This window comes from Streptomyces taklimakanensis, from assembly GCF_009709575.1.
Classification (GTDB): Bacteria; Actinomycetota; Actinomycetes; order Streptomycetales; family Streptomycetaceae; genus Streptomyces; species Streptomyces taklimakanensis.
This window is the reverse complement of the sequence record NZ_WIXO01000001.1, coordinates 2755911-2779021: the sequence shown is the minus strand read 5'-3', so window position 1 is coordinate 2779021 and position 23111 is coordinate 2755911. Positions and strand designations below refer to the sequence as shown.

General features: G+C 74.5%; 21 protein-coding genes. 14 read left to right on the top strand and 7 right to left on the bottom strand.

Translation table 11 applies throughout. The annotated features are described in order from the left end of the window. Positions 1–275 precede the first annotated feature (275 nt). From fbaA to F0L17_RS12050, 8 genes are all read left to right on the top strand, one after another. Positions 276–1298, top strand: a complete 1023-nt coding sequence (fbaA, locus tag F0L17_RS12085) for a class II fructose-bisphosphate aldolase (RefSeq protein ID WP_155071073.1) — start codon at positions 276–278, stop codon at positions 1296–1298. Positions 1299–1514: 216 nt separating this feature from the next. Continuing rightward, entirely contained in the window at positions 1515–1928 is a 414-nt protein-coding gene (locus tag F0L17_RS12080) for a DUF3151 domain-containing protein (RefSeq protein ID WP_155071072.1), read from the top strand. 97 nt (positions 1929–2025) lie between these two features. Then, complete coding sequence (locus F0L17_RS12075; protein ID WP_155071071.1) at positions 2026–2895, top strand: tryptophan 2,3-dioxygenase family protein; 870 nt, start codon at positions 2026–2028, stop codon at positions 2893–2895. After that, entirely contained in the window at positions 2888–4126 is a 1239-nt protein-coding gene (gene kynU, locus F0L17_RS12070) for a kynureninase (protein WP_155071070.1), read from the top strand. The genes F0L17_RS12075 and kynU overlap by 8 nt, the downstream gene beginning before the upstream one ends. A 2-nt stretch (positions 4127–4128) precedes the next feature. Further along, the gene (locus F0L17_RS12065) at positions 4129–4905 is read left to right on the top strand and encodes an alpha/beta fold hydrolase (protein WP_162466102.1); all 777 of its coding nucleotides are present in this window, start codon (positions 4129–4131) and stop codon (positions 4903–4905) included. Positions 4906–4972: 67 nt separating this feature from the next. Beyond that, on the top strand, positions 4973–6376 hold the full coding sequence (locus tag F0L17_RS12060) for a sensor histidine kinase (protein WP_338018053.1): 1404 nt from the start codon (positions 4973–4975) through the stop codon (positions 6374–6376). Then, on the top strand, positions 6373–7071 hold the full coding sequence (locus F0L17_RS12055) for a response regulator (RefSeq protein WP_274389126.1): 699 nt from the start codon (positions 6373–6375) through the stop codon (positions 7069–7071). Before F0L17_RS12060 ends, F0L17_RS12055 begins: the two co-directional genes overlap by 4 nt. 123 nt (positions 7072–7194) lie before the next feature. Continuing rightward, entirely contained in the window at positions 7195–9132 is a 1938-nt protein-coding gene (locus F0L17_RS12050) for a protein kinase domain-containing protein (protein WP_155071069.1), read from the top strand. A 19-nt stretch (positions 9133–9151) separates the two neighbouring features. Here the strand turns inward: F0L17_RS12050 and F0L17_RS12045 are convergent, their stop codons facing one another. The 3 genes from F0L17_RS12045 to F0L17_RS12035 all read right to left on the bottom strand — a co-directional run bounded on the left by F0L17_RS12045 (position 9152) and on the right by F0L17_RS12035 (position 12621). Continuing rightward, positions 9152–9823 carry a hypothetical protein gene (locus F0L17_RS12045; protein WP_155071068.1) on the bottom strand — a complete coding sequence of 224 codons (672 nt, stop codon included), beginning with the start codon at positions 9821–9823 and terminating at the stop codon, positions 9152–9154. A 192-nt stretch (positions 9824–10015) separates the two neighbouring features. Next, the gene (locus F0L17_RS12040; protein ID WP_420802412.1) at positions 10016–11662 is read right to left on the bottom strand and encodes an ABC transporter permease; all 1647 of its coding nucleotides are present in this window, start codon (positions 11660–11662) and stop codon (positions 10016–10018) included. Further along, positions 11659–12621 (bottom strand): ABC transporter ATP-binding protein, encoded by a 963-nt coding sequence (locus F0L17_RS12035; protein WP_155071067.1) that lies wholly within the window; start codon positions 12619–12621, stop codon positions 11659–11661. Before F0L17_RS12035 ends, F0L17_RS12040 begins: the two co-directional genes overlap by 4 nt. A gap of 91 nt (positions 12622–12712) precedes the next feature. On the opposite strand from F0L17_RS12035, the gene F0L17_RS12030 reads away from it, so the two are divergent. After that, complete coding sequence (locus tag F0L17_RS12030) at positions 12713–13273, top strand: GbsR/MarR family transcriptional regulator (RefSeq protein WP_420802411.1); 561 nt, start codon at positions 12713–12715, stop codon at positions 13271–13273. A gap of 55 nt (positions 13274–13328) precedes the next feature. On the opposite strand, the gene F0L17_RS12025 is transcribed toward F0L17_RS12030, so the two are convergent. Beyond that, positions 13329–14210 carry a diacylglycerol kinase family protein gene (locus F0L17_RS12025; RefSeq protein ID WP_162466101.1) on the bottom strand — a complete coding sequence of 294 codons (882 nt, stop codon included), beginning with the start codon at positions 14208–14210 and terminating at the stop codon, positions 13329–13331. A 364-nt stretch (positions 14211–14574) separates the two neighbouring features. Here F0L17_RS12025 and F0L17_RS12020 point away from each other — a divergent pair, with 364 nt between their 5' ends. Continuing rightward, complete coding sequence (locus tag F0L17_RS12020) at positions 14575–15858, top strand: adenylosuccinate synthase (RefSeq protein ID WP_162466100.1); 1284 nt, start codon at positions 14575–14577, stop codon at positions 15856–15858. 97 nt (positions 15859–15955) lie between these two features. On the opposite strand, the gene F0L17_RS12015 is transcribed toward F0L17_RS12020, so the two are convergent. Both F0L17_RS12015 and F0L17_RS12010 read right to left on the bottom strand, forming a co-directional pair. Beyond that, positions 15956–16417 (bottom strand): MarR family transcriptional regulator, encoded by a 462-nt coding sequence (locus F0L17_RS12015; protein ID WP_162466099.1) that lies wholly within the window; start codon positions 16415–16417, stop codon positions 15956–15958. Further along, positions 16414–17115 carry a DJ-1/PfpI family protein gene (locus tag F0L17_RS12010; protein ID WP_155071065.1) on the bottom strand — a complete coding sequence of 234 codons (702 nt, stop codon included), beginning with the start codon at positions 17113–17115 and terminating at the stop codon, positions 16414–16416. Before F0L17_RS12010 ends, F0L17_RS12015 begins: the two co-directional genes overlap by 4 nt. A 222-nt stretch (positions 17116–17337) precedes the next feature. Here F0L17_RS12010 and F0L17_RS12005 point away from each other — a divergent pair, with 222 nt between their 5' ends. Then, on the top strand, positions 17338–18018 hold the full coding sequence (locus F0L17_RS12005) for a GntR family transcriptional regulator (RefSeq protein ID WP_162466098.1): 681 nt from the start codon (positions 17338–17340) through the stop codon (positions 18016–18018). Between the two features lie 87 nt (positions 18019–18105). Further along, positions 18106–18756 carry a hypothetical protein gene (locus F0L17_RS12000; protein ID WP_155071064.1) on the top strand — a complete coding sequence of 217 codons (651 nt, stop codon included), beginning with the start codon at positions 18106–18108 and terminating at the stop codon, positions 18754–18756. Positions 18757–18777: 21 nt separating this feature from the next. Here the strand turns inward: F0L17_RS12000 and F0L17_RS11995 are convergent, their stop codons facing one another. Then, entirely contained in the window at positions 18778–19521 is a 744-nt protein-coding gene (locus tag F0L17_RS11995; protein WP_420802410.1) for an SLATT domain-containing protein, read from the bottom strand. Between the two features lie 294 nt (positions 19522–19815). Between F0L17_RS11995 and purD the strand changes: the two genes are divergently transcribed. Next, the gene (gene purD, locus F0L17_RS11990; RefSeq protein WP_162466097.1) at positions 19816–21072 is read left to right on the top strand and encodes a phosphoribosylamine--glycine ligase; all 1257 of its coding nucleotides are present in this window, start codon (positions 19816–19818) and stop codon (positions 21070–21072) included. 218 nt (positions 21073–21290) lie between these two features. Then, positions 21291–23018 (top strand): hypothetical protein, encoded by a 1728-nt coding sequence (locus F0L17_RS11985; RefSeq protein ID WP_338018052.1) that lies wholly within the window; start codon positions 21291–21293, stop codon positions 23016–23018. Positions 23019–23111: the final 93 nt, after the last annotated feature.

Sequence of the window (23111 nt, the reverse complement as noted above, 5' to 3'; positions counted from 1 at the left end):
ACTGTTTCACGTGAAACGGTGACGCACCGTGACCCGGCCGGCGGTGTGGGGCGTCTCGCCGTGACCCGGCCGGCGGGGCGGGGGGCGCCATCCGCCGCCCGCCTCCCTGCCCCTCTTCCCCGGGGCTCCGTCCGGGGTTTTCACCCCACTTCCACTCCGGAGTGGACGCGGAGGTCGGGCACGCGCGTCCGTCTGGGAGTATGGGGGCGACGATGACGTCGTTCCGTTGACCCACACCAGAGCCGAACAGCTTTCGCACACCAAGGAGCGGACAGATGCCCATCGCAACCCCCGAGGTCTACAGCGAGATGCTCGACAGGGCGAAGGCAGGCAGGTTCGCCTACCCCGCCATCAACGTGACCTCGACGCAGACGCTCCACGCCGCGCTGCGCGGTTTCGCCGAGGCGGAGAGCGACGGCATCATCCAGATCTCCACGGGCGGCGCCGAGTTCCTGGGCGGTCAGTACAACAAGGACATGGTGACCGGCGCGGTGGCGCTGGCCGAGTTCGCGCACATCGTCGCGGAGAAGTACCCGGTCAACGTCGCCCTGCACACCGACCACTGCCCCAAGGAGAAGCTGGACGGTTACGTCCGTCCGCTCCTGGAGCTCTCCCGCAAGCGCGTCGAGGCGGGCATGAACCCGCTGTTCCAGTCCCACATGTGGGACGGTTCGGCCGAGACCCTGGCCGACAACCTGGAGATCGCCCAGGAGCTGCTGGCCGCGGCCAAGGCCGCCAAGATCATCCTTGAGGTCGAGATCACCCCGACCGGCGGCGAGGAGGACGGCGTCAGCCACGAGATCAACGACGAGCTGTACACCACCGTCGAGGACGCCATCCGCACCGCCGAGGCGCTGGGCCTGGGCGAGAAGGGCCGCTACCTGCTGGCCGCCTCCTTCGGCAACGTCCACGGCGTCTACAAGCCGGGCAACGTCGTGCTCCGCCCCGAGCTGCTGAAGGACCTCCAGGAGGGCGTGGCCGCCAAGTTCGGCAAGCAGAGCCCCTTCGACTTCGTCTTCCACGGCGGCTCCGGCTCCACCGAGCAGGAGATCGCCACCGCGCTGGACAACGGCGTGGTGAAGATGAACCTCGACACCGACACCCAGTACGCCTTCACCCGTCCGGTCGCGGACCACATGTTCCGCAACTACGACGGTGTGCTGAAGGTGGACGGCGAGGTCGGCAACAAGAAGACCTACGACCCGCGTAGCTGGGGCAAGCTGGCCGAGAAGGGCATGGCCGAGCGGGTGGCCAAGGCCTGCGCCGACCTGCGCTCCACCGGCACCCGCCTGAAGTGAGCCGCCGGAGCGGCTGACGAGCGAACGACGGTGGTGTCACGGCGCGCGGCGCCGGGGCACCACCGCGTGACGGGCCCGGCACCCTTGGTGCCGGGCCCGCCGCGTACCGTCCCTCACCGTCCCTCACCGTCCCTCACCGTCCCTCACCACCGTCCTCCACCGCCTTACACCGACGGGGATCGCCGCGTGCCGACGGGGACCAGGCAGACTGGGGCCATGGCCATTCACGAGAACCTGCTCGGGGGACCGCCCCCGACCCGCCTTCCCGACGACCCCGAGCCCCGCGAGCTGCTCGCCGCGGGCACCGCGCCCGTCGAGGTCGCCGCGAAGTACCCGGCCTCCTCCCTGGCCTGGGCCCAACTCGCGGACGACGCCTTCGCCGCGGGGCGCCACGTGGAGTCGTACGCGTACGCCCGCACCGGCTACCACCGGGGGCTGGACGCCCTGCGCCGCAGCGGCTGGAAGGGGCACGGGCCGATCCCGTTCGAGCACGAGCCGAACCGGGGCTTCCTGCGCGCCCTCCACGCCCTGGCCCGTGCGGCCAAGGCCATCGGGGAGCAGGAGGAGTACGAGCGCTGCACCACCTTCCTGAAGGAGAGTTCGCCCACCGCCGCGGCCACGCTGTCCTGACGGCTTTCCGTCCTCCTCTTGCCGTCGCCGGGCCTCGAACCGATGATCTGCGGAGAAGGCCCGGCGACCCCGGGCGAGCGCGCAAGGAGATCCACGCATGTCCGCAGCACAGACACCCCAGCCGCCGGGGACGGGCCCCGGGGCCCATCCCGCCCCGGAGGAGGAACCGAACCTCGACTTCGCGGGCACCACGCCGTACGAGGACTACGTCAAGGCGGACGTCCTCACCCACCTCCAGCACCCCCTCTCCGACGATCCCGGGGAGATGTCCTTCCTGGTGACCACGCAGGTCATGGAGCTGTGGTTCACCGTCATCGTCCACGAGTGGACGATCGCCTGCCGGGCGCTGCGCGAGGACGACCCGCGCACCGCGCTGGCGGCCCTGCGGCGGTCCGTCTACGAGATGCGCTCCCTCAACGCCTCCTGGGAGCCGCTGGCCCACCTCACCCCGGCGCAGTTCAACGCCTACCGCGGCGCCCTCGGTGAGGGGTCCGGCTTCCAGTCCGCGATGTACCGGCGCCTGGAGTTCATGCTCGGCGAGAAGTCCGCGTCGATGCTCGTCCCGCACCGCGGTGCCCCGCGCGTCCACGACGAGCTGGAGAAGGCGCTGCACGAGCCGAGCCTGTACGACGAGGTGCTGCGCTACCTCGCCCGCCGGGGCGAGGACGTCCCCGAGGAGGTCCTGAACCGGGACGTCTCCCGGCGGTACGAGCCCGACGAGCGGGTCGAGGCGGTCTGGGCCCGGATCTACTCCGGCGACCCCGAGGGCGAACTGCTGCGCCTGGGCGAGGCGCTGACCGAGGTGGCCGAGCAGGTCTGGCGATGGCGCAACGACCACCTGGTCGCCACCCGCCGCGCGATGGGCTCCAAGCAGGGAACCGGTGGCTCCGCCGGGGTGGCCTGGCTGGAGAAGCGGGCCCGCAAGAACGTCTTTCCCGAACTGTGGACGGCCCGTAGCCATGTCTGAGACCTCGAAGGCCACCGCCCTGCGCGAGGAGGCGGCGAAGCTCGACGCCGTCGACGAACTGGCCGACCGCCGCGCCGGCTTCGTCCTGGAGGACGAGCGGGGAGAGCCCGTCGTCTACCTCGACGGCAACTCCCTGGGCGCGCTGCCCCGCACCGTGCCCGCCCGCGTCGCCGAGGTGGTGGAGCGGGAGTGGGGGCGGTTGCGCATCCGTTCCTGGACGGAGTCCGGCTGGTGGACCGCGCCCGAGCGGATCGGCGACCGGATCGCCCCGCTGGTCGGGGCCGCGCCGGGGCGGATCGTGGTGGGCGACTCCACCAGCGTCAACGTCCTCAAGGCCGTCGTCGCCGCCGTCCGGATGGCGCAGGAGGACAACCCGGCCCGCACCGACCTGCTGGTCGACGAGACCACCTTCCCCACCGACGGCTACATCGCCGCCTCCGCCGCCCGACTGACCGGCGCCGCCGTCCGCGCGCTGCCGGCCGAGGGCCTTCCCGGCTCGGTCGGGCCGCGCACCGCCGCCGTCCTGGTCAACCACGTCGACTACCGCACCGGTGAGCTGCACGACCTGCCCGGCATCACCGCCGCCGTCCACGAGGCCGGGGCGTACGCCGTGTGGGACCTGTGCCACAGCGCCGGCGCCCTCCCGGTCGGCCTGGACGAGCACGGCGTGGACCTGGCGGTGGGCTGCACGTACAAGTACCTCAACGGCGGCCCCGGCGCCCCCGCGTACCTGTACGTCCGCGGCGACCTCCAGCAGCGCTTCGACTCGCCGCTGCCCGGGTGGAACTCGCACGCCGACCCGTTCGGCATGAGCCCCGCGTACGAGCCCGCCGAGGGCGCGGTGCGCGGCCGGGTCGGCACGCCGGACATCCTCTCCATGCTGGCTCTGGAGGAGGCGCTGACGGTCTGGGACGGCGTGGACATCACGGCCGTGCGCGCCAAGAGCCTGGCCCTGACCGACTTCTTCCTGCGCTGCGTCGAGGCGTACGCCCCGGCCGGGCGGGTGGAGTGCGTCACCCCGACCGAGCACGCCCGGCGCGGCAGCCAGATCGCGTTGCGCTGTCCGGACGCGGGCGAGGTGATGGCCGAGCTGGTCGCGCGCGGCGTGGTGGGCGACTTCCGCCGTCCGGACGTGCTGCGCTTCGGCTTCACCCCGCTGTACACCTCGTTCGCCGACGCCGAACTGGCCGCCCGCGTCCTGGGCGAGGTGTTGGCGGACCGCGCCGTCTGACCGTGGGCCGCGGGGAACGGGACGGGGACCGAACCGTCAACGAGGCGGAGGAGGCGGCGCTGCTGGGCCTGGCCCCGGTGGCGCCGCCCGTCACCGAGCGGTACGGCCCCCACCCCTCGCAGGTGATCGACCTGTACGGACCGGCCGACGCCCCCCTGGTGGCCGTCCTGCACGGCGGCTTCTGGCGCGAGGCGTACGACCGGACCCACCTCTCGCCGCTCGCCGCCGCGCTGGCGGACGGCCACGGGGCCCGGGTGGCGCTGGTGGAGTACCGGCGGGTGGGCGGGGGCGGCGGCCGGCCGGGCACCTTCACCGACGTCGCCGCCGCCCTGGAACACCTGGCCGGGCTCGGTGGGGCGCGGGCGCTGGTCGGGCACTCGGCGGGCGGGCACCTGGCGCTGTGGGCGGCGGCCCGCGGTCTGGTGCGGGGCGCGGTGGTCGCCGTCGCCCCGGTCGCCGATCTGGGGCGCGCCCACGAACTGGGCCTGAGCGGCGGCGCGGTCGCCGAACTGCTGGGCGGGGCGGAGCACGTCGCCGCCCGGCTGCCGGAGGCCGACCCGGTACGGCTGCCGCCGCCGGGGGAGGCCGTCCGCGTGGTGCTGCTGCACGGCACCGAGGACGCGGACGTGCCCGTGGAGCTGTCCCGCCGCTACGCGGCCGTCCGCCGGTCCGCGGAGCTGGTCGAGCTGCCGGGCATCGGCCACTACGCCCCCGTCACCCCCGGCACGGCCGCCTTCGGGCGACTGGCGGCGGAGCTGGCGGGCGCGTGTGGTACCTGAGACGGACCCGTCGGGATGCGACCGCGGGCGGACGACTCGGGCGGCGGCGGTCCCTAGGGTCGTTCCCGTGACCGACACGACGAAGACCACCGTGACCGGCGGCTCCCGGCAGCCCACCGAGCTGCGGATGGCCCGTGACGCCCTGCGCTGTCTACGCGAGGACCTGCTGACCGGGGCCTTCGCGTTCCGCCCCCTGCCGGCGCTGTCGGGGGACCGCCCCCTGCTGCGCCGGCTGCCGGACGCCGTGCGCGGCCCCGTCCGTCGATTGCCGCACCTGGCGGTCGTCGCCCTGGCGCTGCTGCTGATGTTCGTCGAGGTGGCCGACGGCTACCACGACGAGGGAAACGCCTTCCTCCGGGCCCTGCTCCTCGGCGTGCCGCTGGTCCTGGTGCTCTTCCGGCCGGTCGGAGCCTTCTGGCTGTCGATCGCCGGCCTGTTCGTCGTGGTGCTGTTCATCGGCAGTTCCTGGAGCACGTGGCCGTGGACGGTCGCGGCCTTCGTCGCGCACCTGGTGCTGATGCTGATCGTCGCGGCCCGCTCCCGGACGCGGGTGGCGGCCCACCTGTGGTGGGTGACCGCCCTGGCCGGCTGGGCCGCCACCGAGATGGGGGCGCAGGGGTACGGAACGAACTCCTTCGCCATGGCGGTGGTCTCCGGACTGGCCCTCGTCTTCCTGCTCTGCCTGCGCGGCTGGCGCGACTCGCGGCGACAGGTCGTCGAGCAGGTCGCGGTGGCCGAGGAGGAGCGCTCGCGGCGCACGCTGCTGGAGGAGCGCACCACCATCGCCCGTGAGCTGCACGACGTGGTCGCCCACCACATGTCGGTCGTCGCCATCCAGGCGGAGGCGGCCCCCTACCGGGTGCAGGACCCGCCCGAGGAACTGGTGGCGGCCCTGGCCGGCATCCGGGAGAACGCCGTCACCGCGCTGACCGAACTCCGTCGCGTCCTGGGGGTCGTCCGGGCCGACCTCCCCGCGGACCTGGACGAGTGGGGCCCGGAGGCCCCGCAGCCCACCCTCGCCGAACTGGACGACCTGCTGGCCAACGTGCGCCGCGCCGGGCTGGAGGTCGAATCGGTCACCACCGGGCGCGTGCGGACCCTGCCGCAGGGCGTGGAGCTGTCGGCGTACCGCATCGTGCAGGAGGCGCTCAGCAACGCCCTGCGCCACGCGCCCGGAGCGGCCGCCCGCATCGAGCTGGGGTACGTGCCGATGGGGCTCGGCCTGCGGATCGTCAACGGACCGCCGGACGGGCTCGCGAAGGCGTCGTCGGGGGGCGAGGGCGTCGCGGGCGCCGGGCACGGGTTGCTGGGGATGCGGGAGCGCGCGGCGATGCTCGGCGGCGAGTTGACGGCGGAGGCGACGGACGACGGCGGGTTCGTGGTCGAGGCGTTCCTGCCGGGCGAGCGGTCGGAGTCCGTCGAGGCGGCGGCGGAGGCGGGGACCGTGACGGGTGGGGGCGGGGCGTGCTGAACCCTTCGCCGGAGAGGCCCGGACGGCCGGTGCGGGTGGTGATCGCCGACGATCAGATGATGGTCCGCGAGGGCTTCTCGGTCCTGCTGAACGCCCAGCCGGGCATCGAGGTGGTGGGCGAGGCGGTCAACGGGCGCGAGGCCGTGGAGAAGGTCGCCGAACTGGCCCCGGACGTGGTGCTGATGGACATCCGGATGCCGCAGCTCAACGGCTTGGACGCCACCCGTGAGATCTGCGCCTCCGGGGCGCCCGCCCGGGTGCTGGTCCTGACCACCTACGACCTGGACGAGTACGTCTACCAGGCGCTGCGCGCCGGGGCGAGCGGATTCCTGCTCAAGGACGCCTCCGCCGGGCAGCTCGCCGAGGGGGTTCGGACGGTGGCGGGCGGCGATGCGCTGCTCGCGCCGACCGTCACCCGACGGCTGATCGCGGAGTTCTCCCGGCTCGCCTCGACCGTCGGGCCGCGCGCCCCGCTCATGGAACGGGTCGGGGACCTGACCGAGCGGGAGACGCAGGTGCTGGCCCTGGTGGCCCGGGGACTGTCGAACGGGGAGATCGCCGGGCGGCTGGTCGTCGCCGAGTCCACCGTGAAGACCCACGTCAGTCGGGTGCTGGTCAAACTGGGGCTGCGCGACCGCACCCAGGCCGCCGTCTTCGCCTACGAGTCGGGGCTGGTCACCCCGGGCGGCGGCTAGCCGGCCGCCCCGGGCCGCCCCGGGCGCCGGTGGGGCCGGTCACGGATCGGTCGCCGCCGCCACCGGGGTGCGTCCGCCCCTCTATCCTCGACGCACGAGGTGAACGGGGAGGAGCCGCGCGCGATGGAACCACTGGGGGACGGGGATCCGCGCTGGGTGGGCGCGTACCGACTGCTGGGCAGACTGGGCGCCGGCGGAATGGGCCGGGTCTACCTGGCCCGCTCCGACCGCGGGCGCACGGTCGCGGTGAAGGTCGTCCAGGAGGAGTTGGCCCGCCAACCGGCCTTCCGGGAGCGCTTCGCCAAGGAGGTCACCGCCGCGCGGCGGGTGGGCGGCGCGTGGACGGCGCCGGTGCTGGACGCCGACACCGAGGCGGCCACGCCGTGGGTGGCCACCGGCTACATCGCCGGCCCCTCCCTCCAGGCGGTGGTGGACACCGACTACGGCCCGCTGCCCGAGCACTCGGTGTACGCGCTGGCCGCCGGGCTGGTGGAGGCGCTGCGGGTGATCCACGGGGCCGGGCTGGTCCACCGGGACCTCAAGCCGTCCAACGTGCTGGTGACGATCGACGGCCCGAAGGTGATCGACTTCGGTATCGCCCGTGCCCTGGACTCGGTCACCTCCGGCGGGCTGACGCAGACCGGCGCGGTCATCGGTTCGCCGGGCTTCATGTCGCCCGAGCAGGTGCGCGGCGAGCGGGTCACCCCGGCCGGTGACGTCTTCTGTCTCGGCTCGGTGCTCGCCTACGCCGCCACCGGGCGGATACCGTTCGGCACGGCCGACAGCGGTTTCCACGCGTTGCTGTTCAGCATCGCCCAGGAGGAGCCCGATCTGACCGGCCTGGCGGGGCCGCTGCGGGACCTGGTGGGCGCCTGCCTGGCCAAGGACCCCGCCGCCCGGCCCTCGCCGGACGACCTGGCCGTCCGCGTGCGGGAGCACGCTCCGGCGGGCGGGGGGACCTGGCTGCCGGGCGAGGTGCTGGCCCAGCTCGGCCGGCACGCCGTCCGCCTCCTGGACAGCGAGGACCCGGACGCCGTGTCCGGGGACCTCGCCCCCCGCGCGGTCGGCGGTGCGGTCGGCGGTGCGGTCGGTGGTGGTGCGGGGCCGTCCGCGCCCGCGGTACCGTCCGTGCCGCCGCCCGTGGTGTCGGGCACCCCGCCGCCCGGCCACGGTCCGTCGGGGTACGCGTCGCCCGTGCGGCCGACCGTCCCACCGCAGCCGGCGTACCACTCGGGGCACCCGGGCCCCACGGGGCCGACGCCCCCCACCGGCCCGTACCCGGGGCCGGCGCCGTACGCCGGGCACGGCCCGTCCTGGCACTCCACGCCTCCGCCTCCGGTCACCGCCCCCTACCCGGCCCCGAACGGGTTCGGAGCGCGTGCCGCCCGTTCGGCGCGCGGCCTGTCGCTCGCGCTGTGCGCCGCGTTGAGCGCGCTGCTGCTGTGCGTGGGCGTGAAGTTCTTCGTCGACCTGGAGATCTCCAGCGAACTGGACGAGGTGTCCTCCTCCGGGTTCTCGGGGGAGTCGACCTCCCTGGCGGCCAGTGGCCTCGACATCGACGCGATGACCACCGCGTCCGACGTGATGCTGGCCCTCAGCGTGCTGTTCTTCCTGCCGACGGTCGTGCTGTGGCTGGTGTGGTTCTGGCGGGTGCGGGCGAACGCCGAGGTGTTCGCGCCGGGGCAGGTGCGGTACCACCCGGCGTGGGCGGTCGGCTCCTGGTTCGTGCCGATCGTCTGCTTCTTCATGCCCAAACAGATCGTGAACGACGTCTGCGACCGCAGTGATCCCACCTCCTCCTCCGCCTCCTGGTACGGCCCTCGCAGGAGCGGCAACCGCGGCCTGCTCAACGGCTGGTGGACGCTGTGGCTGACGGCGCTCGTGGGGTGGTGGATCACCGGCGAGCCGTGGTACGAGGACGGCACCGTGGGCGATGCCGAGGGCACCGTGGCCCTGGCCCTCTTCACGGACCTGCTGACCGTTCCGGCCTCCGTCCTGGCGATCCTGGTGGTGCTGCGCCTGACCTCGCTCCAGGAGGACCGGATCAGGGCCGGACGCTGACGGATCCCGAACGGCCCGGTCACAGCCGGGTGCTCCGCCGCGCGGCGTCCTGTTCGGCCTCGGCGTCGCGGACCCGGCGCACCCAGGCGGCCAGCCGCTCCCGCTTCCTGCGGCGTCCCACGCGGCGCAGCACCAGCAGCCCGCCCGCCAGGCCCGCCAGCGCGACCCCGCCGCCGACGGCCCGGACCGAGGGCGGCTCCACGGCCTCGGCCCGGACCGTCTCCGTGACGCCGGTGTGGACGAAGGACGTGGACAGCGGCTCCCCGGTGCCGCAGACGGCGATCACCGGATAGCTGCGGCCGACGTCCAGACCCGGCCGTACGGTCGCGACGGCGTGCCTCTCCCGGTGCGCCCCGTCCCCGGCCGCCGCCAGCCCGACGGTCCGTTCGAAGGCGGGCGAGGAGACGATGCCGCCCCGCCCGCCCGCCGCGCACACGGCGCGGACGGCGACGGCGGTGCCCTCGCCGCCGTACCTCGGACTGAGCGCGATGCCCCGGCCGTCGGTGGGGTCCGCTCCGGGACCGCCCTCCGCGGCCGCGCCGGAGGCGGCGGCCAGCACCAGGGCCGCGGCGGCCGTGCCCACCGCCAGGGCCCGGGTCCGGTCGCGCCGCGACCGGGCGTCCGGTGGGGGCGGCGCGGGTCGTCGGGACAGTGGGGGCGGCGCGGGTCGTCGGGGGAGCGGGGACGGCATGGGGGGCGACCTCCTGACGTTCGGGTGCACGTCTGTACGCCGCCCCCATGCGAGCAGTGTCCCCGCCGTCCCGCATCCCCGGAGGGCGGGCGGGGTGACGCGGCTGCGCCGGACGGCGGAACCGAACCGCGCCCCGGGCAGGGCGGCCGTGCCCCCCTGCCCGGACCCGTTCCGTCGCCCGGCCGGACGCCGTCAGCCGATGTCGCGCCGGCGGAACGCGGTCAATCCGACGGCCGTGGTGCCGGCGGCGATCAGCAGCAGCCACAGGTACGGGGCGGCGGTCGGGTCCCCGCCCGGCAGCTTGGGCAGGTGGGTGAACGGCGTGAGGTTCATGACCGACCGCGGCAGGTCGAGTGCCGGGCCGAGCCAGCCCAGGACGAGCGCGCCGCCCACCAGGCCCCACACCACTCCGGTCGCCCGCGGCAGGAGCCCGAAGAGCAGCACCGTCGTGCCCGCGAGCACCCACACCGCGGGCGCCTGGGAGAGCACCCCGCCGGTCACCCGCCACACGGCGCCCGGCTCGCCCGCGGCCAGGCCGTACCCCAGGCCCATGGCGAGGCCGCAGACGGTGAGCAGGGCGGCCGAGCCGGCGAAGGCGACGAGCAGGTGTCCCGTGGCCCAACGCAGCCGGGGCACCGCGCCGGCGAGGATCGGCTCGGCGCGTTCGGAGGTCTCCTCGCCGCGCATCCGCAGCACCGCGCCCGCCGCCTGGATGGCCGTGACCATGCCGAACAGCCCGGCCATGGCGGCCAGGAAGGCGTCGGTGATGCCCTGGGCGCCTCCCATCTGCTCGATGATCTCGCGGCTCTGCTCGTTGTCGCCGAGCAGGTCGCCCGCGCCCTCGGCCATCCCGCCGAAGATCGCTCCGGCCAGCGCCAACCCGACGCCCCAGCCCAGCAGGGAGCCGCGTTGGAGGCGCCAGGCCAGTCCGTGGGGACCGCCGATCCCGCCGACGGCCGGTCCGGGGCGGACGGCCAGCAGCCCGGCACCGACGTCGCGCCGCCCGGCCAGCCCGTACGCGGCGAGCGAGGCCGCCACCACCAGGAGCGCCATCGGCAGCAGGACGAGGAAGCGGTCGTCGACGTACGGCCGCAGGTTGCGCGCCCAGGCCAGCGGGGAGACCCAGGCCAGTGGCGAGGAGCCGTCGGCCCGGGCGGTGTCCCCGGCGGCGCGCAGGACGAACGCCGCGCCGAGCACCGCGCCGGTCAGGCCCTTGGCGAGTCGGGCGCTCTCGGTGAGCTGGGCGGCCACCGCGGCGACGGCGGCGAAGACCAGCCCGGTGCCGCCCAGGGCGAGCCCGGTGGCCAGCGAGCCGGTGGCGGGCAGTCCGACGCCGATCAGCCCGAGGGTGACGAGGACGGCGACCGCCGCGTTGGCGCAGGCGGCGGCCGCCAGCGCGGCGGTCAGCGGCGCGTGACGACCGACCATCGCGGAGGAGAGCATCTCCTGTCGTCCGGTCTCCTCCTCCTCCCGGGTGTGCCGCACCACGATGACCATGCTCATGAGGGCGGCGAGCACGCTGCCGAGGGTGAGCATCTCCCAGACGGCCAGGGCACCGACGGAGCTGCCGAAGGCCGGCCCGTACAGGGCGCGCATCGAGTCGTTGGCGTTCATCGACGCCACCAGCTCGGCCCGCTCCGTCGCGGTGGGGTAGAACTGCTCGACGGCGACGGCGTTCTGCACGGAGATCATCGTCAGCGCCAGCAGCCACACCGGGATCAGTACGCGGTCGCGGCGCAGCGCCAGCCGCAGCAGCGTGCCCGTACCGGCCAGGCCGAGGCCCGTGCCGCGGCGGTACGGGGTGTTCCGGGGGGCCGTCCGGTGGGCCACGGCGGTCACGGTGCCACGACCTTTCCGTCCGTGCCGGCGGGTTCGGCGGACGAGGGGCCGCCGTCGGCGGTGGCCTCACCGTCCTGGTAGTGCCGCAGGAACAGCTCCTCCAGGGTGGGCGGGGTGCTGGTCAGGTTGCGCACGCCCGACTCGGTGAGCCGACGCAGCACGGCGTCCAGCTTGTCGGTGTCCACCTGGAGTCGGACGCGCCGGCCCCGCACCGACAGGTCGTGCACGCCCGGCAGCTCCGAGAGTCCGTCGGGCTCCGCGACCAGTTCGGCGGTGATGGAGGTGCGGGTCAGGTGCCGCAGGTCGGCCAGCGACCCGCTCTCGACGGTGACGCCCCGGCGGATGATGCTCACCCGGTCGCACAGCGCCTCGACCTCGCTGAGGATGTGGCTGGACAGCAGCACGGTGCGCCCGCGGTCGCGCTCCTCGGCGACGCACTCCCGGAAGACGCCCTCCATCAGCGGATCGAGTCCGGAGGTCGGCTCGTCCAGGACGAGCAGTTCCACGTCGGAGGCGAGGGCGGCGACCAGGGCCACCTTCTGCCGGTTGCCCTTGGAGTAGGTGCGGCCCTTCTTGGTCGGGTCCAGCTCGAAGCGTTCCAGCAGTTCGTCGCGGCGCCGGCGGTCGAGCCCGCCGCGCAGCCGCCCGTAGAGGTCGATGACCTCGCCGCCGGAGAGGTTGCGCCACAGGGTGACGTCGCCGGGCACGTACGCCAGGCGCCGGTGGAGCTCGACGGCGTCGTGCCACGGGTCGCCGCCCAGCAGGCGGGCGGAGCCGCCGTCGGCGCGCAGCAACCCCAGCAGGACGCGGATGGTGGTGGACTTCCCCGCGCCGTTGGGGCCGAGGAAGCCGTGGACCTCTCCGGTCTCGACCTCCAGGTCGAGGCCGTCGAGCGCGCGGGTCCGGCCGAAGGTCTTCACGAGGCCGGAGACCGAGATGGCGGTCGTTGCCTTGGTCATGCTTACGAAAGTACACTTTTTTCATAAACTTGTGAAGTTGCGGAACGCGCCGGACGGCCCGGCTCCCCGAGCCTGGGAGGATGGTCCTGTGGTGGTGAACGGACAGTCGGAACATCGGACCGAGAAGGACGGTACGGGCGAGGGGGCCTATCCCCCCGAGGTCGCCGAGTTCGTCGAGCGCTTCGCCGCGGAACTGACCGGCGCGGGGATGCAGCGCATGGCCTCGCGGGTCTTCGCCTGCCTGCTGGCGGAGGAGTCCGGCGCGCTCGGCTCCGCCGAGCTGTCGGAGCGCCTGCGGATCAGCCCCGCGGCCGTCTCCGGCGCCGTCCGGTACCTCTCCCAGGTGCACCTGGTGACCCGCGAGCGCGAACCCGGATCGCGCCGCGAGCGCTACCGCGTCCACGCGAACACCTGGTACGAGGCGATCGCCGACCGCGACGCGCTGTTGGGACGCTGGGCCACCACGTTCGAGCAGGGCATCGAGGCCGTCGGCCCGGACAGCCAGGCGGGCCGCAGGCTGGCCGAGACGGCGGAGTTCTTCGCCTTCATGCGGGAGGAGCTGTCCCGGATGGTGGAGCGCTGGTACGCCCACCGTGGTGTTCCGCGCACCGCCGGACACGGGGACCGCGAGGGCTCCGCGACCTCCTCCTGACACCCGTCGCGGACGGCCCGGGGCGACACGGCCCGGGGCGACACGGCCCGGGGCGTCAGGAGTTCGGCGGGGCCTGGCGCTGCGGCAGGACGGGCGGGGCGGACGGGTCGGTCGGGACGGTCAGGCGCAGCGCCGAGGGATGTGCCGTCCAGGTGCGGGTGTGGACCGGGCCGGAGACCACCGCGTCGGCGCGGTAGCGGAAGTGCGGTCCGGACACGGTGACCGTCCGCGCCCGCGCCCGCACCGGACCGTCCACCGACCGCCGCCGCACCACCACCTCCGCCAGACCACCGTCACCGGGGCTGAGCGAGACCCGTTCCACCGGGTGGTCCAGATCGGCCAGCACCACGCCGTCGGCCTCCACGCGCAACCGCGCCGGCTCCCGGCCCGGAGCCGGGGGCCGCGCCAGGGTGCGGACGAGGGACCGGCAGCGGTCCAGCGGGCCGCGGGTCCCGCCGTCGTGGTCCCCCGCCCCCTCCCGCGCGTCGCGCTCCCCGTCCCGCACCGGTGGGATGCGCAGGCCGCCCAGCACCACGCCGCCGCTGTCGTCTATCAGCAGGTCGAAGCGGCGCTCCCGCCCCTCCAGCACGGTCCGGGCGGCCCGCACCGCGTCCAGCGGCAGCCCCAGCCGACCGGCCAGGGCGACCGATCCCGGCCGTCCCACCGGCACCACCGCCAACGCGCACTCCGGAAGCCCGCGCTCCAGGTGCAGCAGCCGCACCGCCCGCAACAGCGCGCGGTCGTCGCCTATCACCACCGGGCGGCGGCGACCTCGGTGGGCCAGGGCCCGCGCGGTCTCCCCGGGCCCCTCGGGCAGGTACACCTTCACCCCCGGGGCACCCGCGGAGAGGACGTCCCTGGCGATCCGTACGGACTCGCCGTCCGCTCGGCGGGCCTGGGGGTCGACGAGTACGAGCAGCGGATGCGGAACCGGCACCTCGCGGTCCTTCCTACGGGCTGTCGCGCCGGTGTCCGGCGGGGGCCGGCCGGACCCTACCGGACACCGGCGGCGGGCGGATGGTGGTGGGACGCGGACGGGAACGAGCGGGTCGGGCGGGGGCGGCGGGGTTTCGGACGGACTTCGGCGGGGTTTCGACAGGAGAACGACCGGGGCCGCCGCGTTCGCCCTCCGTCGGATGAGTCCGGTAATCTCTCGGTGCAAGAGCCCCTGTCGCTGTTGCGCCAGGGGCTTCGTCGATTCGGGGCACCGGTCCGACGGTTCTTGGACAGCACAGCCGGCGTGGCCGGCGCGTGGTCACCACGCACGTTGGACATGCCCCGACCGGAAGGGGTGTACGCCTGTGCCCGCACTCGTGCTGCTCGGGGCTCAGTGGGGTGATGAAGGCAAGGGGAAGGCCACCGACCTGCTCGGTGGCTCGGTGGACTACGTGGTGCGCTACCAGGGCGGCAACAACGCCGGCCACACGGTCGTCGTCGGCGACCAGAAGTACGCGCTGCACCTCCTCCCCTCCGGCATCCTCTCCCCGGAGTGCGTTCCCGTGATCGGGAACGGCGTCGTGGTGGACCCGGCCGTCCTGCTCTCCGAGCTGGGCGGACTCACCGAACGCGGCGTCGACACGTCCAAGCTGCTGATCAGCGGCAACGCGCACCTGATCACGCCGTACCACACGACGGTGGACAAGGTGACCGAGCGCTTCCTGGGGAAGCGGAAGATCGGTACCACCGGCCGCGGCATCGGTCCGGCGTACGCCGACAAGATCAACCGGGTGGGCATCCGCGTCCAGGACCTCTTCGACGAGTCGATCCTGCGGCAGAAGGTCGAGGCGGCCCTCGACCAGAAGAACCAGATCCTCGCCAAGCTCTACAACCGCCGCGCCATCCTCGCCGACCAGGTCGTCGAGGAGCTGCTGGGCTACGCGGACGAGCTGCGGGACTACGTCTGCGACACCACGCTGCTGCTCAACGAGGCACTCGACCAGGACAAGGTCGTCCTCTTCGAGGGCGGCCAGGGCACGCTGCTGGACGTGGACCACGGCACGTACCCGTTCGTGACCTCCTCCAACCCGACCGCGGGAGGCGCCTGCACCGGCTCGGGCGTCGGGCCGACGAGGATCAACCGGGTCATCGGCATCCTCAAGGCGTACACCACGCGGGTGGGCGCCGGGCCGTTCCCGACCGAGCTGTTCGACGAGGACGGCGAGAAGCTGCGCACCATCGGCGGCGAACGCGGCGTCACCACCGGCCGCGACCGGCGCTGCGGCTGGTTCGACGCGGTGATCGCCCGGTACGCCACCCGCGTCAACGGGCTCACCGACTTCTTCCTCACCAAGCTCGACGTGCTCACCGGTTGGGAGCGGATCCCGGTGTGCGTGGCGTACGAGATCGACGGCCGGAGGGTGGAGGAGCTGCCGTACAGCCAGACGGACTTCCACCACGCCAAGCCGGTCTACGAGATGCTGCCGGGCTGGACGGAGGACATCTCCCGGGCCAAGTCCTTCGAGGACCTGCCGAAGAACGCGCAGGCCTACGTGAAGGCGCTGGAGGAGATGTCCGGGGCTCCGATCTCCGCGATCGGCGTCGGCCCGGGCCGGGACGAGACGATCCAGATCAACTCGTTCCTGTGACCCGACCCACCGCCCGGTCGGGCCGCGACCGGACCTGCCGTGGGGGCGTGCCGCAGTGCGCGGCACGCCCCCACGCGTCGTGGGACGCTCCCCCGGCTCACGCCTCCGGCGTGCCGCCGGGCGGCTCCGGGACGTCCAGGGCCCTCGACAGTCGCTCCAGCGCGTCGAGCACCCCGGCGAACTCCTCCTCGCCGCCCAGCGCCTCGCTCAGCCGGGAGGCGAACGCCGCGTGGCCGGGGGTGATCCGGTCGATCGCCGCCCGCCCCCGGGCCGTGGGCGCGAGCAGTTTGGCGCGCCGGTGCGCGGGGTTGGGCTCGTAGACCGCGAGTTCCCTCTCGACCAGGAGGTCCGCCACCCGCTGCACGCTCTGCCGGGTGATGCCCATGGCCCGCGCCACCCCGGAGACCGGCAGCGGCTCGCGCAGCACCGCGCCCAGGACCTGCCACCAGGCGGCGGTCAGCCCGGCGGGCCGGGCCAGTTCCTCGGCGACGGAGAGGAACCGGCCGTTCAGCCGGAAGACGGCGAGCGCCGTGTCCGACAGCAGTTCGGGGGCGCTCACGCCGACCCGCCGCCCGCGCGCTCGCCACCGCCCTCTCGTCCGGCTCCGGTGTCCCCGCCTCCGGCTCCGGTGTCCCCGCCTCCGGCTCCGGTGTCCCCGCCTCCGGCGTCGTATCCCGCCACCACCTCGTACGCGGACGCGTCCGAGTGTCGGAACAGCCGGAACCAGGCGTCCACCACCTCGGGCGGGTACACCCCCAACCGGGTCGCGATCTCGCGGGCGAACGCCACCGGCTCGGTGGGGCCGGCGGTGATCAGGTCGCCGTCGGTCACCGCGTCGGCCTCGCGGTAGTGGGCACCGCCCCGGTAACCGGTGGCGGCCAGCACCTCGGCCGCCGCACCGGTGTGCGCCCGGTCGTCGAGCAGCCCCTCCCGGGCCAGCCCCGTCACGCCCCCGCAGATCGCCGCGACCGGCACACCGGCGGTCAGGAAGCGGCGGGCCGCGGCGGCGAAGGGCGGCAGGACCGTCTCCCAGGCGTCGGCACCCGGCAGGATCAGCATCGCGCTGTCCTCGGGGCGTAGGTCGGCGATCGACAGATGGGGCTCCACCCGCATGCCGCCCATGCTGATCACCGTCTCGCCGCTCTCGCCGACGTACACCGCGCGGTGGCCGGAGCCGCTCAGCACCGTGGTCGCGTAGCCGATCTCCCAGTCGGCGAAGGTGTCGTAGACGGCGACGTGAAGTGTCCTGCGTTCCATGGCTCCTCCTCGGGCCGGACGCCTCGACGCCCATGACAGCAAACTGTCATACGGACAGGATACTGTCAGTGAACAGGGGATAGGCTACCTCCGGAAACCGGTCCGACGGTCGGGCCGGAACGGGTCGGCGGCGACGGGTCACGGGAGACGCGGACCGGGAGGTGGAGCACGGATGAGCGGCGGAGCCGGCACCCGGACGGTCCGGGCCGCGAGGAGGGACCCGTGATCCAGCGCAGCACACTGCGCGCGCAGATCGCGGACGCGCTGCGCGACGAGGTGCTCGCCGGGCGACTCCCGGCGGGCCGGGGCTTCACCGTCAAGGAGATCGCCGAACAGTACGGGGTCTCCGCCACGCCGGTGCGCGAGGCGCTCGTCGACCTGTCCGCACAGGGCCTGCTGGACGTGGAACAACACCGCGGCTTCCGGGTCCACGTCTTCACCCCCGAGGACTACCGGGCCATGGTGGAGGCGCGCTCCCTCGTCACCGAGAGCGTCTTCGGCCGCCCCTCCACCCTCTCGTCCCCCGTCCCGGGCGGCGAGCGGCTGGCCTCCGTCCGCCGCCGCGCCGAGGCCGCCGAGCGGGCCGCCCTCGCCGGGGACCTGGACGTGCTCATCGGCTACGACCTGCGCTTCTGGCGCGAACTGGGCGACCTGGTCGGCAACCCCTACATAGCCGAGTTCCTCGATCGGCTGCGTGTGCAGTGCTGGGTCTTCGCGGTGCCGTACCTGCGCGAGCACCCCGGACTGCGGGGCTCGCTGTGGGCGGACTACCGCGAACTGGTCGACGCCTTCGAACGCGGCGACACCGAGGCGGCCGGACGCATCGTCGCCTCCTCCAACGAGCACTCCGCCGCACTCGTCGAAAAGCTGGGCCGAACGGCACTACGCTGTTCCGGCCGGTGATCGTCCGATCGCCGTCGGCGCCGGGCCGGCCCGCTCTTCCGCCCGTCGCCCGTCCATCCGCCGTACCGCCCCGCTTAGGAGCACCCGTTGGCCTGTGACCTCTGGCTGGTGCCGCTCGTCGACGTGCTGTGCCACAGTCCCGACAATCCCTTCGCCGAGGAACTCGCGGTGTACGACAGGGCGTTGATCGCCGCCGGACTGCCCCCGGTGCCCATCCACGGGTACGTGCCCGGTCTGTCGGGGGACGTGGCGCCCGTCGCCGGGTTCGACTACGAGGCGCTCCACTTCCTGCGCCGCGCCCACCTCCTCCACCTGTGCGGGTTGGAGGTCACCCCGGTCGACGCGCTCGGCGGCGACTACGAGCAACTGCTGGAGATGTTCGCCCCCACGGCCCAGCAGTCCCACCTGGTCTGGCACTACGACCACGCGGGCGCGTACCTGCCGATCGACTTCGCCCATCCCCTCTCCGACGAGGAACTCCTCGCCGGCGGCGGCCCGTTGGGCTCCAGTCACGGACTGCTGCGCGAACTGGAGGCGGTCGCCCCCCACCTGGGCATCGACCCGACCAACCCGCCGCCCCCGCCGACGCCGCCCGCCCACCCCACGGAACTGGACGAGCCGGCCGCACCGATCGGGTACGACGACGGGCCCTTCGCCCGGGAGCGGCACGTGTGGCTGGGGCTGCACGCGGCGGCCACCCGGAGTCTGGCGCAGAGTTCCATGATCCTCTTCAGCTGATCCGGAGCGCCCGTCGTCCCGTCAGCGCGGCCCCTCCGGGGGCCGCTGCCGCGGCATGGTCGGGCGCACGCCCGGGGGCATCGCGAACCGGGACATCCGGTCGGGCACGGTGGAGCCCTCGGCCCGCGACCGCCAGGAGGAGGCCGTCAACGACTGGGTGTGCAGCGGCGCCGGACCGGAGCGGAACTCCGCCATCCAGACGGCCGTCTCACCGCGCACCAGCTCGGTCACGTCCTCCGAGAACCGCCGCAGCACCCCCAGGCACCGCTCGGCGGCCTCGCTCGCCGTGCCCTCCGTGGGGCCCAACACCTCGCGCACGCACTCCGACGTCCAGTCGTACTGGAGCATCTCCAGCCGGCGCTGCACCGCCTGCGCGGTGGCCACGTCCCGCATCCAGCCCGAGGTCACCCCGAAGTACCGGTCGCACCCCGCGCACACGGCGGCCCCCAGCAGGGCGAGGAACGACCACGCGGCCGCGCCCGGCACCGCTCCGGTCAGCTCCAGCAACGGCAGCGCCGCCCCGGCCACCACGCCGGCGACCGTCCCGGCGCGCAGCGCCCGGGCGCCCCGACGCTTGCGGGCCCGGTCCGCCAGGTACCACTCGACGACCCGCAGGGCCCCTTCCTCCACCCACCGATACAGCTCGTCCAGCCGCTCGGCGGGCTCGCCCCAGTCTCCCAGCGGGAACGGCCGTCCGAGCAGGTCCCCGCGCTCGTCCCGCCCAGTGCCGCCGCCCGAATCGGGGCGCATATCCGGCTGACTCACCCGCCACTCCCAACAAAGTCCTCGTTCGGACCACTCTCGGACGGACCTCGCGGACCGCTTGCGGCCCCTTCCTACCCCCGGAAGTGGGAGACCTCTCCGCCTTCACGGTATTTCCGCCCATACGTGGCTCCTTTCTGGGTATACAGGCCTCGCTTCCCTCACTCGAACGGGTGAGCGGTGTGTCCCGGTTGCCGTACGCCCACGGCCCCGCACGACGTCCCCTTGGCCGAGGCCACCGTCCGCCTTCCGGGCGGACCCGCCGGGGGCGGCCGGCGGGTGGATAAGGTGCAGGGCGTGAAGGTCCTCGTCATCGGCGGCGGCGCCCGCGAACACGCCCTGTGCCGCTCCTTGTCCCTCGATCCCGACGTCACCTCGCTGCACTGCGCGCCCGGCAACGCCGGCATCGCCCGGGTGGCCACCGTGCACGCCGTCGACGCCCTGGACGGCGCGGCCGTCGCCGCGCTGGCCGAGGAGGTGTCGGCCGACCTCGTCGTGGTGGGGCCGGAGGCCCCGCTGGTCGCCGGGGTGGCCGACGCCGTGCGCGAGCGCGGCGTCGCCGTCTTCGGCCCGTCGGCCGAGGCCGCCCGGCTGGAGGGCTCCAAGGCGTTCGCCAAGGAGGTCATGGCCGCGGCCGGAGTCCCCACGGCCCGCTCCTACGTGTGCACCACCGCCGAGGAGGTCGACAGCGCGCTGGACGCCTTCGGCCCCCCGTACGTCGTCAAGGACGACGGCCTGGCGGCGGGCAAGGGCGTCGTCGTCACCTCCGACCCGGAGGCCGCCCGCGCCCACGCCCGCGGCTGCGACCGGGTGGTGGTCGAGGAGTACCTGGACGGGCCCGAGGTCTCCCTCTTCGCCGTCACCGACGGCGAGACCGTCGTCCCCCTGCGGCCCGCCCAGGACTTCAAACGGGCCCACGACGGCGACGAGGGCCCCAACACCGGGGGCATGGGCGCCTACTCGCCGCTGCCCTGGGCCGACCCCAAGCTGGTCGACGAGGTGCTGGCGACCGTCCTCCAGCCGACCGTGGACGAGATGCGCCGCCGCGGCACCCCCTTCTCCGGCCTCCTGTACGCGGGACTCGCCATCACCTCGCGCGGTGTGCGCGTGGTGGAGTTCAACGCCCGCTTCGGCGACCCGGAGACCCAGGTCGTCCTGGCCCGTCTGAGGACCCCGCTGGCGGGGCTGCTGCACGCCGCGGCCACCGGGGAGCTGGCCGACTTCCCGCCGCTGCGCTGGAGCGACGACGCGGCCGTCACCGTCGTCGTCGCCTCCGAGGGCTACCCGGCCTCGCCCCGTACGGGTGACCCGATCGAGGGCCTGGAGGAGATCGAGGAGAAGGACGCCCCCACCGCGTACGTCCTCCACGCCGGCACCCGGCTGGACGAGGGGGGACGGGTGGTCAGCGCGGGCGGCCGCGTCCTGTCCGTCACGGCCACCGGAGCCGACCTGGCCGAGGCCCGCGAGCACGCCTACCGGGCGGTCTCCCGCGTCCGGCTGGCCGGTTCGCACCACCGGAGCGACATCGCGGCCGAGGCGGCCGAGGGCGTGTGACCGGACACCCCCGGCGCGGGTGGGAGCGCACCCAGCTTTACCCAAAGCCATTCCATCGAGTGACCGCTTCCTCATCCGGCTGACGTCCCGGGGGGCGCCTACTAGGGTTCCCGCGGATGGCTCCGGCAAGTGGCCCACCGCACATTGCGATGTCGTTCGGCGGTGCCACAGTGAGGGAGTGACGTACGCGGGGGACCGGCAAGGGGGTGAGCGAACCCGTGGCAGTGACGGATACGGGGGCACGTTCGGCGCGTGACCACGCGCTGGCGGTCCTCCGGGTACGCGGCACCGCGCTGGGCGCCGCCCTGCTCCCCGCCGCCGCGGCGGCGGTCCTGGTCGCCGGCGAGGCCACCGGCCGGCTCGGTGACGGCTGGGCCGCGCCGCGCTGGGTGCTCCTCCTCGTCGCCCTGGTGGTGCTCGCCGTGGCGGGTGGGGTGGCGGCCGTGATCGCCCGGGCCCGTCCGGCGGTCAGTCCCACGGTGCAGATCGATGAGGCGGCCGCCCCCGATCTGTACCGGCTGATACGCGACCTCGCCGACCGGCTGGACGTGCCCGCCCCCTCGGCCGTGGCCCTGACGCCCGACTGCGACAGTTGGCTGGAGGACCGGACGCACGCCGCGCGGGCCCGTGGCGGGAGGACGGGACGGCTCGCGGGGCTCGCCGGTCTCCTCCGGCTCCCCTGGCCCGAGCGGTCCGAGCGGCCCGAGCGATCCGAGCGGCCCCGCGGAGCCCGCCGCGCCCCCGCCCGCCCCGGCGGTGGTACGGCCGGCGGCGACGCCCCGGTACTGGTCATCGGCTCGCCCTTCCTGTGGTGGATGCGCGTGGCCGAGCTGCGGGCACTGCTCGCCCCGGTCGTCGCGGGCACCGGGCCCTCCGCGCACCCCGACATCGCCGCCGCGCGGCGCTTCGTGCGCGGACTGGACGCCGCCGCCGCGGTCGCCGCCACCGCCGGGGGCCCGGCCCCCCGGCGGCTGGCCTACGACTTCGTCGGCTGGGTGGCCAGGTTGCTGCTGCGCGCCGGGGCCGCGCACGCCGCCGAGATGGAGCGCATGGTCGCGGCCGCCGCCGCGACCCGCGCCCAGACGGTGGACTACGGGCTGCGGGTGGTGGCCCAGGAGCAGGTGGGGCTGGCGTACGCCGGCTGGGACCGGCTGCTGACCCGGGTCGCCCTCCCCGCCTGGCGCACGGGGCGCTGGCCCGCCCGGCTGGACGCGGGCGTGGTCTCCGCCCTCACCGAGCTGTCCCGGCGCGACCGGCTGGCCGAGGGCTTCGCCACCCGGCTCGGCGAGCGTCCCGCCTGCGACCTGCTGGAGGAGCCCGGCGAGGTGGACCGCCAGGTCTCCCTGTTGGCGGCCCGCCTCTTCCACGGCGGCCCGGCCGAACCGGGCCCCGAGTGGGCCCCGGTGGACTGGTCGCAGTACCCGGAGGAGGTCGTGGACCGCATCTGGCGGACCGAGGCCGCCCGCCTCTTCACGGCGCTGCGCGCCACCGAGACCCCCACGCTCGCCGAGCTGATCGACCGGCTGGAGGGCGCGACGGGCGGCACCGAGGCGCTCGCGGCCCGGCTCGCCCGCGAGGAGGCCGAACGAGAGGCCGCCGCCCGGGGGAGCGGCGGTCCGCTCCCGGGGACACCCACGCCCCTGTCCGGCGGGGACGGCGCGTTCCTGCCGCCCGGCGGCGGGTTCCCGCTGCAACCGCCGCGCGGCGGTCGCGAACTGCTGGCCGAGCACATCACGGCCGCCGTGTGCTGCGCGGCCGTGGACACCGCGGGCGCCTCCCCCGGACTGGACTGGCTGGACGGTCCTTCCCTGTTCGTGGCCGGCGAGCGCCGGGCGGACCTGGCCCGCCCGGTCCTCGCCCTCGCCGAGGAGGCCGACGCCCGGCCCCTGCGCGACTGGTTGGCGGCCGTGGGCGTGCGGTCCGACAAGCCCATACGGCTGGTCTGACCACCCCGGTCCCGGGCGAACACGTTCCCGAACCCGGGCGTTTCGCGACAAGGGGTGACCGGACGTTCGCGTTATGTGATGTGCTGGTGCCTG

What these genes read in the sequence shown, in the direction of transcription:
- fbaA (WP_155071073.1), top strand. Translation starts at nt 276, where the DNA reads ATGCCCATCGCAACCCCCGAGGTCTACAGCGAGATGCTCGACAGGGCG.
- F0L17_RS12080 (WP_155071072.1), top strand. Translation starts at nt 1,515, where the DNA reads ATGGCCATTCACGAGAACCTGCTCGGGGGACCGCCCCCGACCCGCCTT.
- F0L17_RS12075 (WP_155071071.1), top strand. Translation starts at nt 2,026, where the DNA reads ATGTCCGCAGCACAGACACCCCAGCCGCCGGGGACGGGCCCCGGGGCC.
- kynU (WP_155071070.1), top strand. Translation starts at nt 2,888, where the DNA reads ATGTCTGAGACCTCGAAGGCCACCGCCCTGCGCGAGGAGGCGGCGAAG.
- F0L17_RS12050 (WP_155071069.1), top strand. Translation starts at nt 7,195, where the DNA reads ATGGAACCACTGGGGGACGGGGATCCGCGCTGGGTGGGCGCGTACCGA.
- F0L17_RS12045 (WP_155071068.1), bottom strand. Translation starts at nt 9,823, where the DNA reads ATGCCGTCCCCGCTCCCCCGACGACCCGCGCCGCCCCCACTGTCCCGA.
- F0L17_RS12035 (WP_155071067.1), bottom strand. Translation starts at nt 12,621, where the DNA reads ATGACCAAGGCAACGACCGCCATCTCGGTCTCCGGCCTCGTGAAGACC.
- F0L17_RS12010 (WP_155071065.1), bottom strand. Translation starts at nt 17,115, where the DNA reads ATGGAACGCAGGACACTTCACGTCGCCGTCTACGACACCTTCGCCGAC.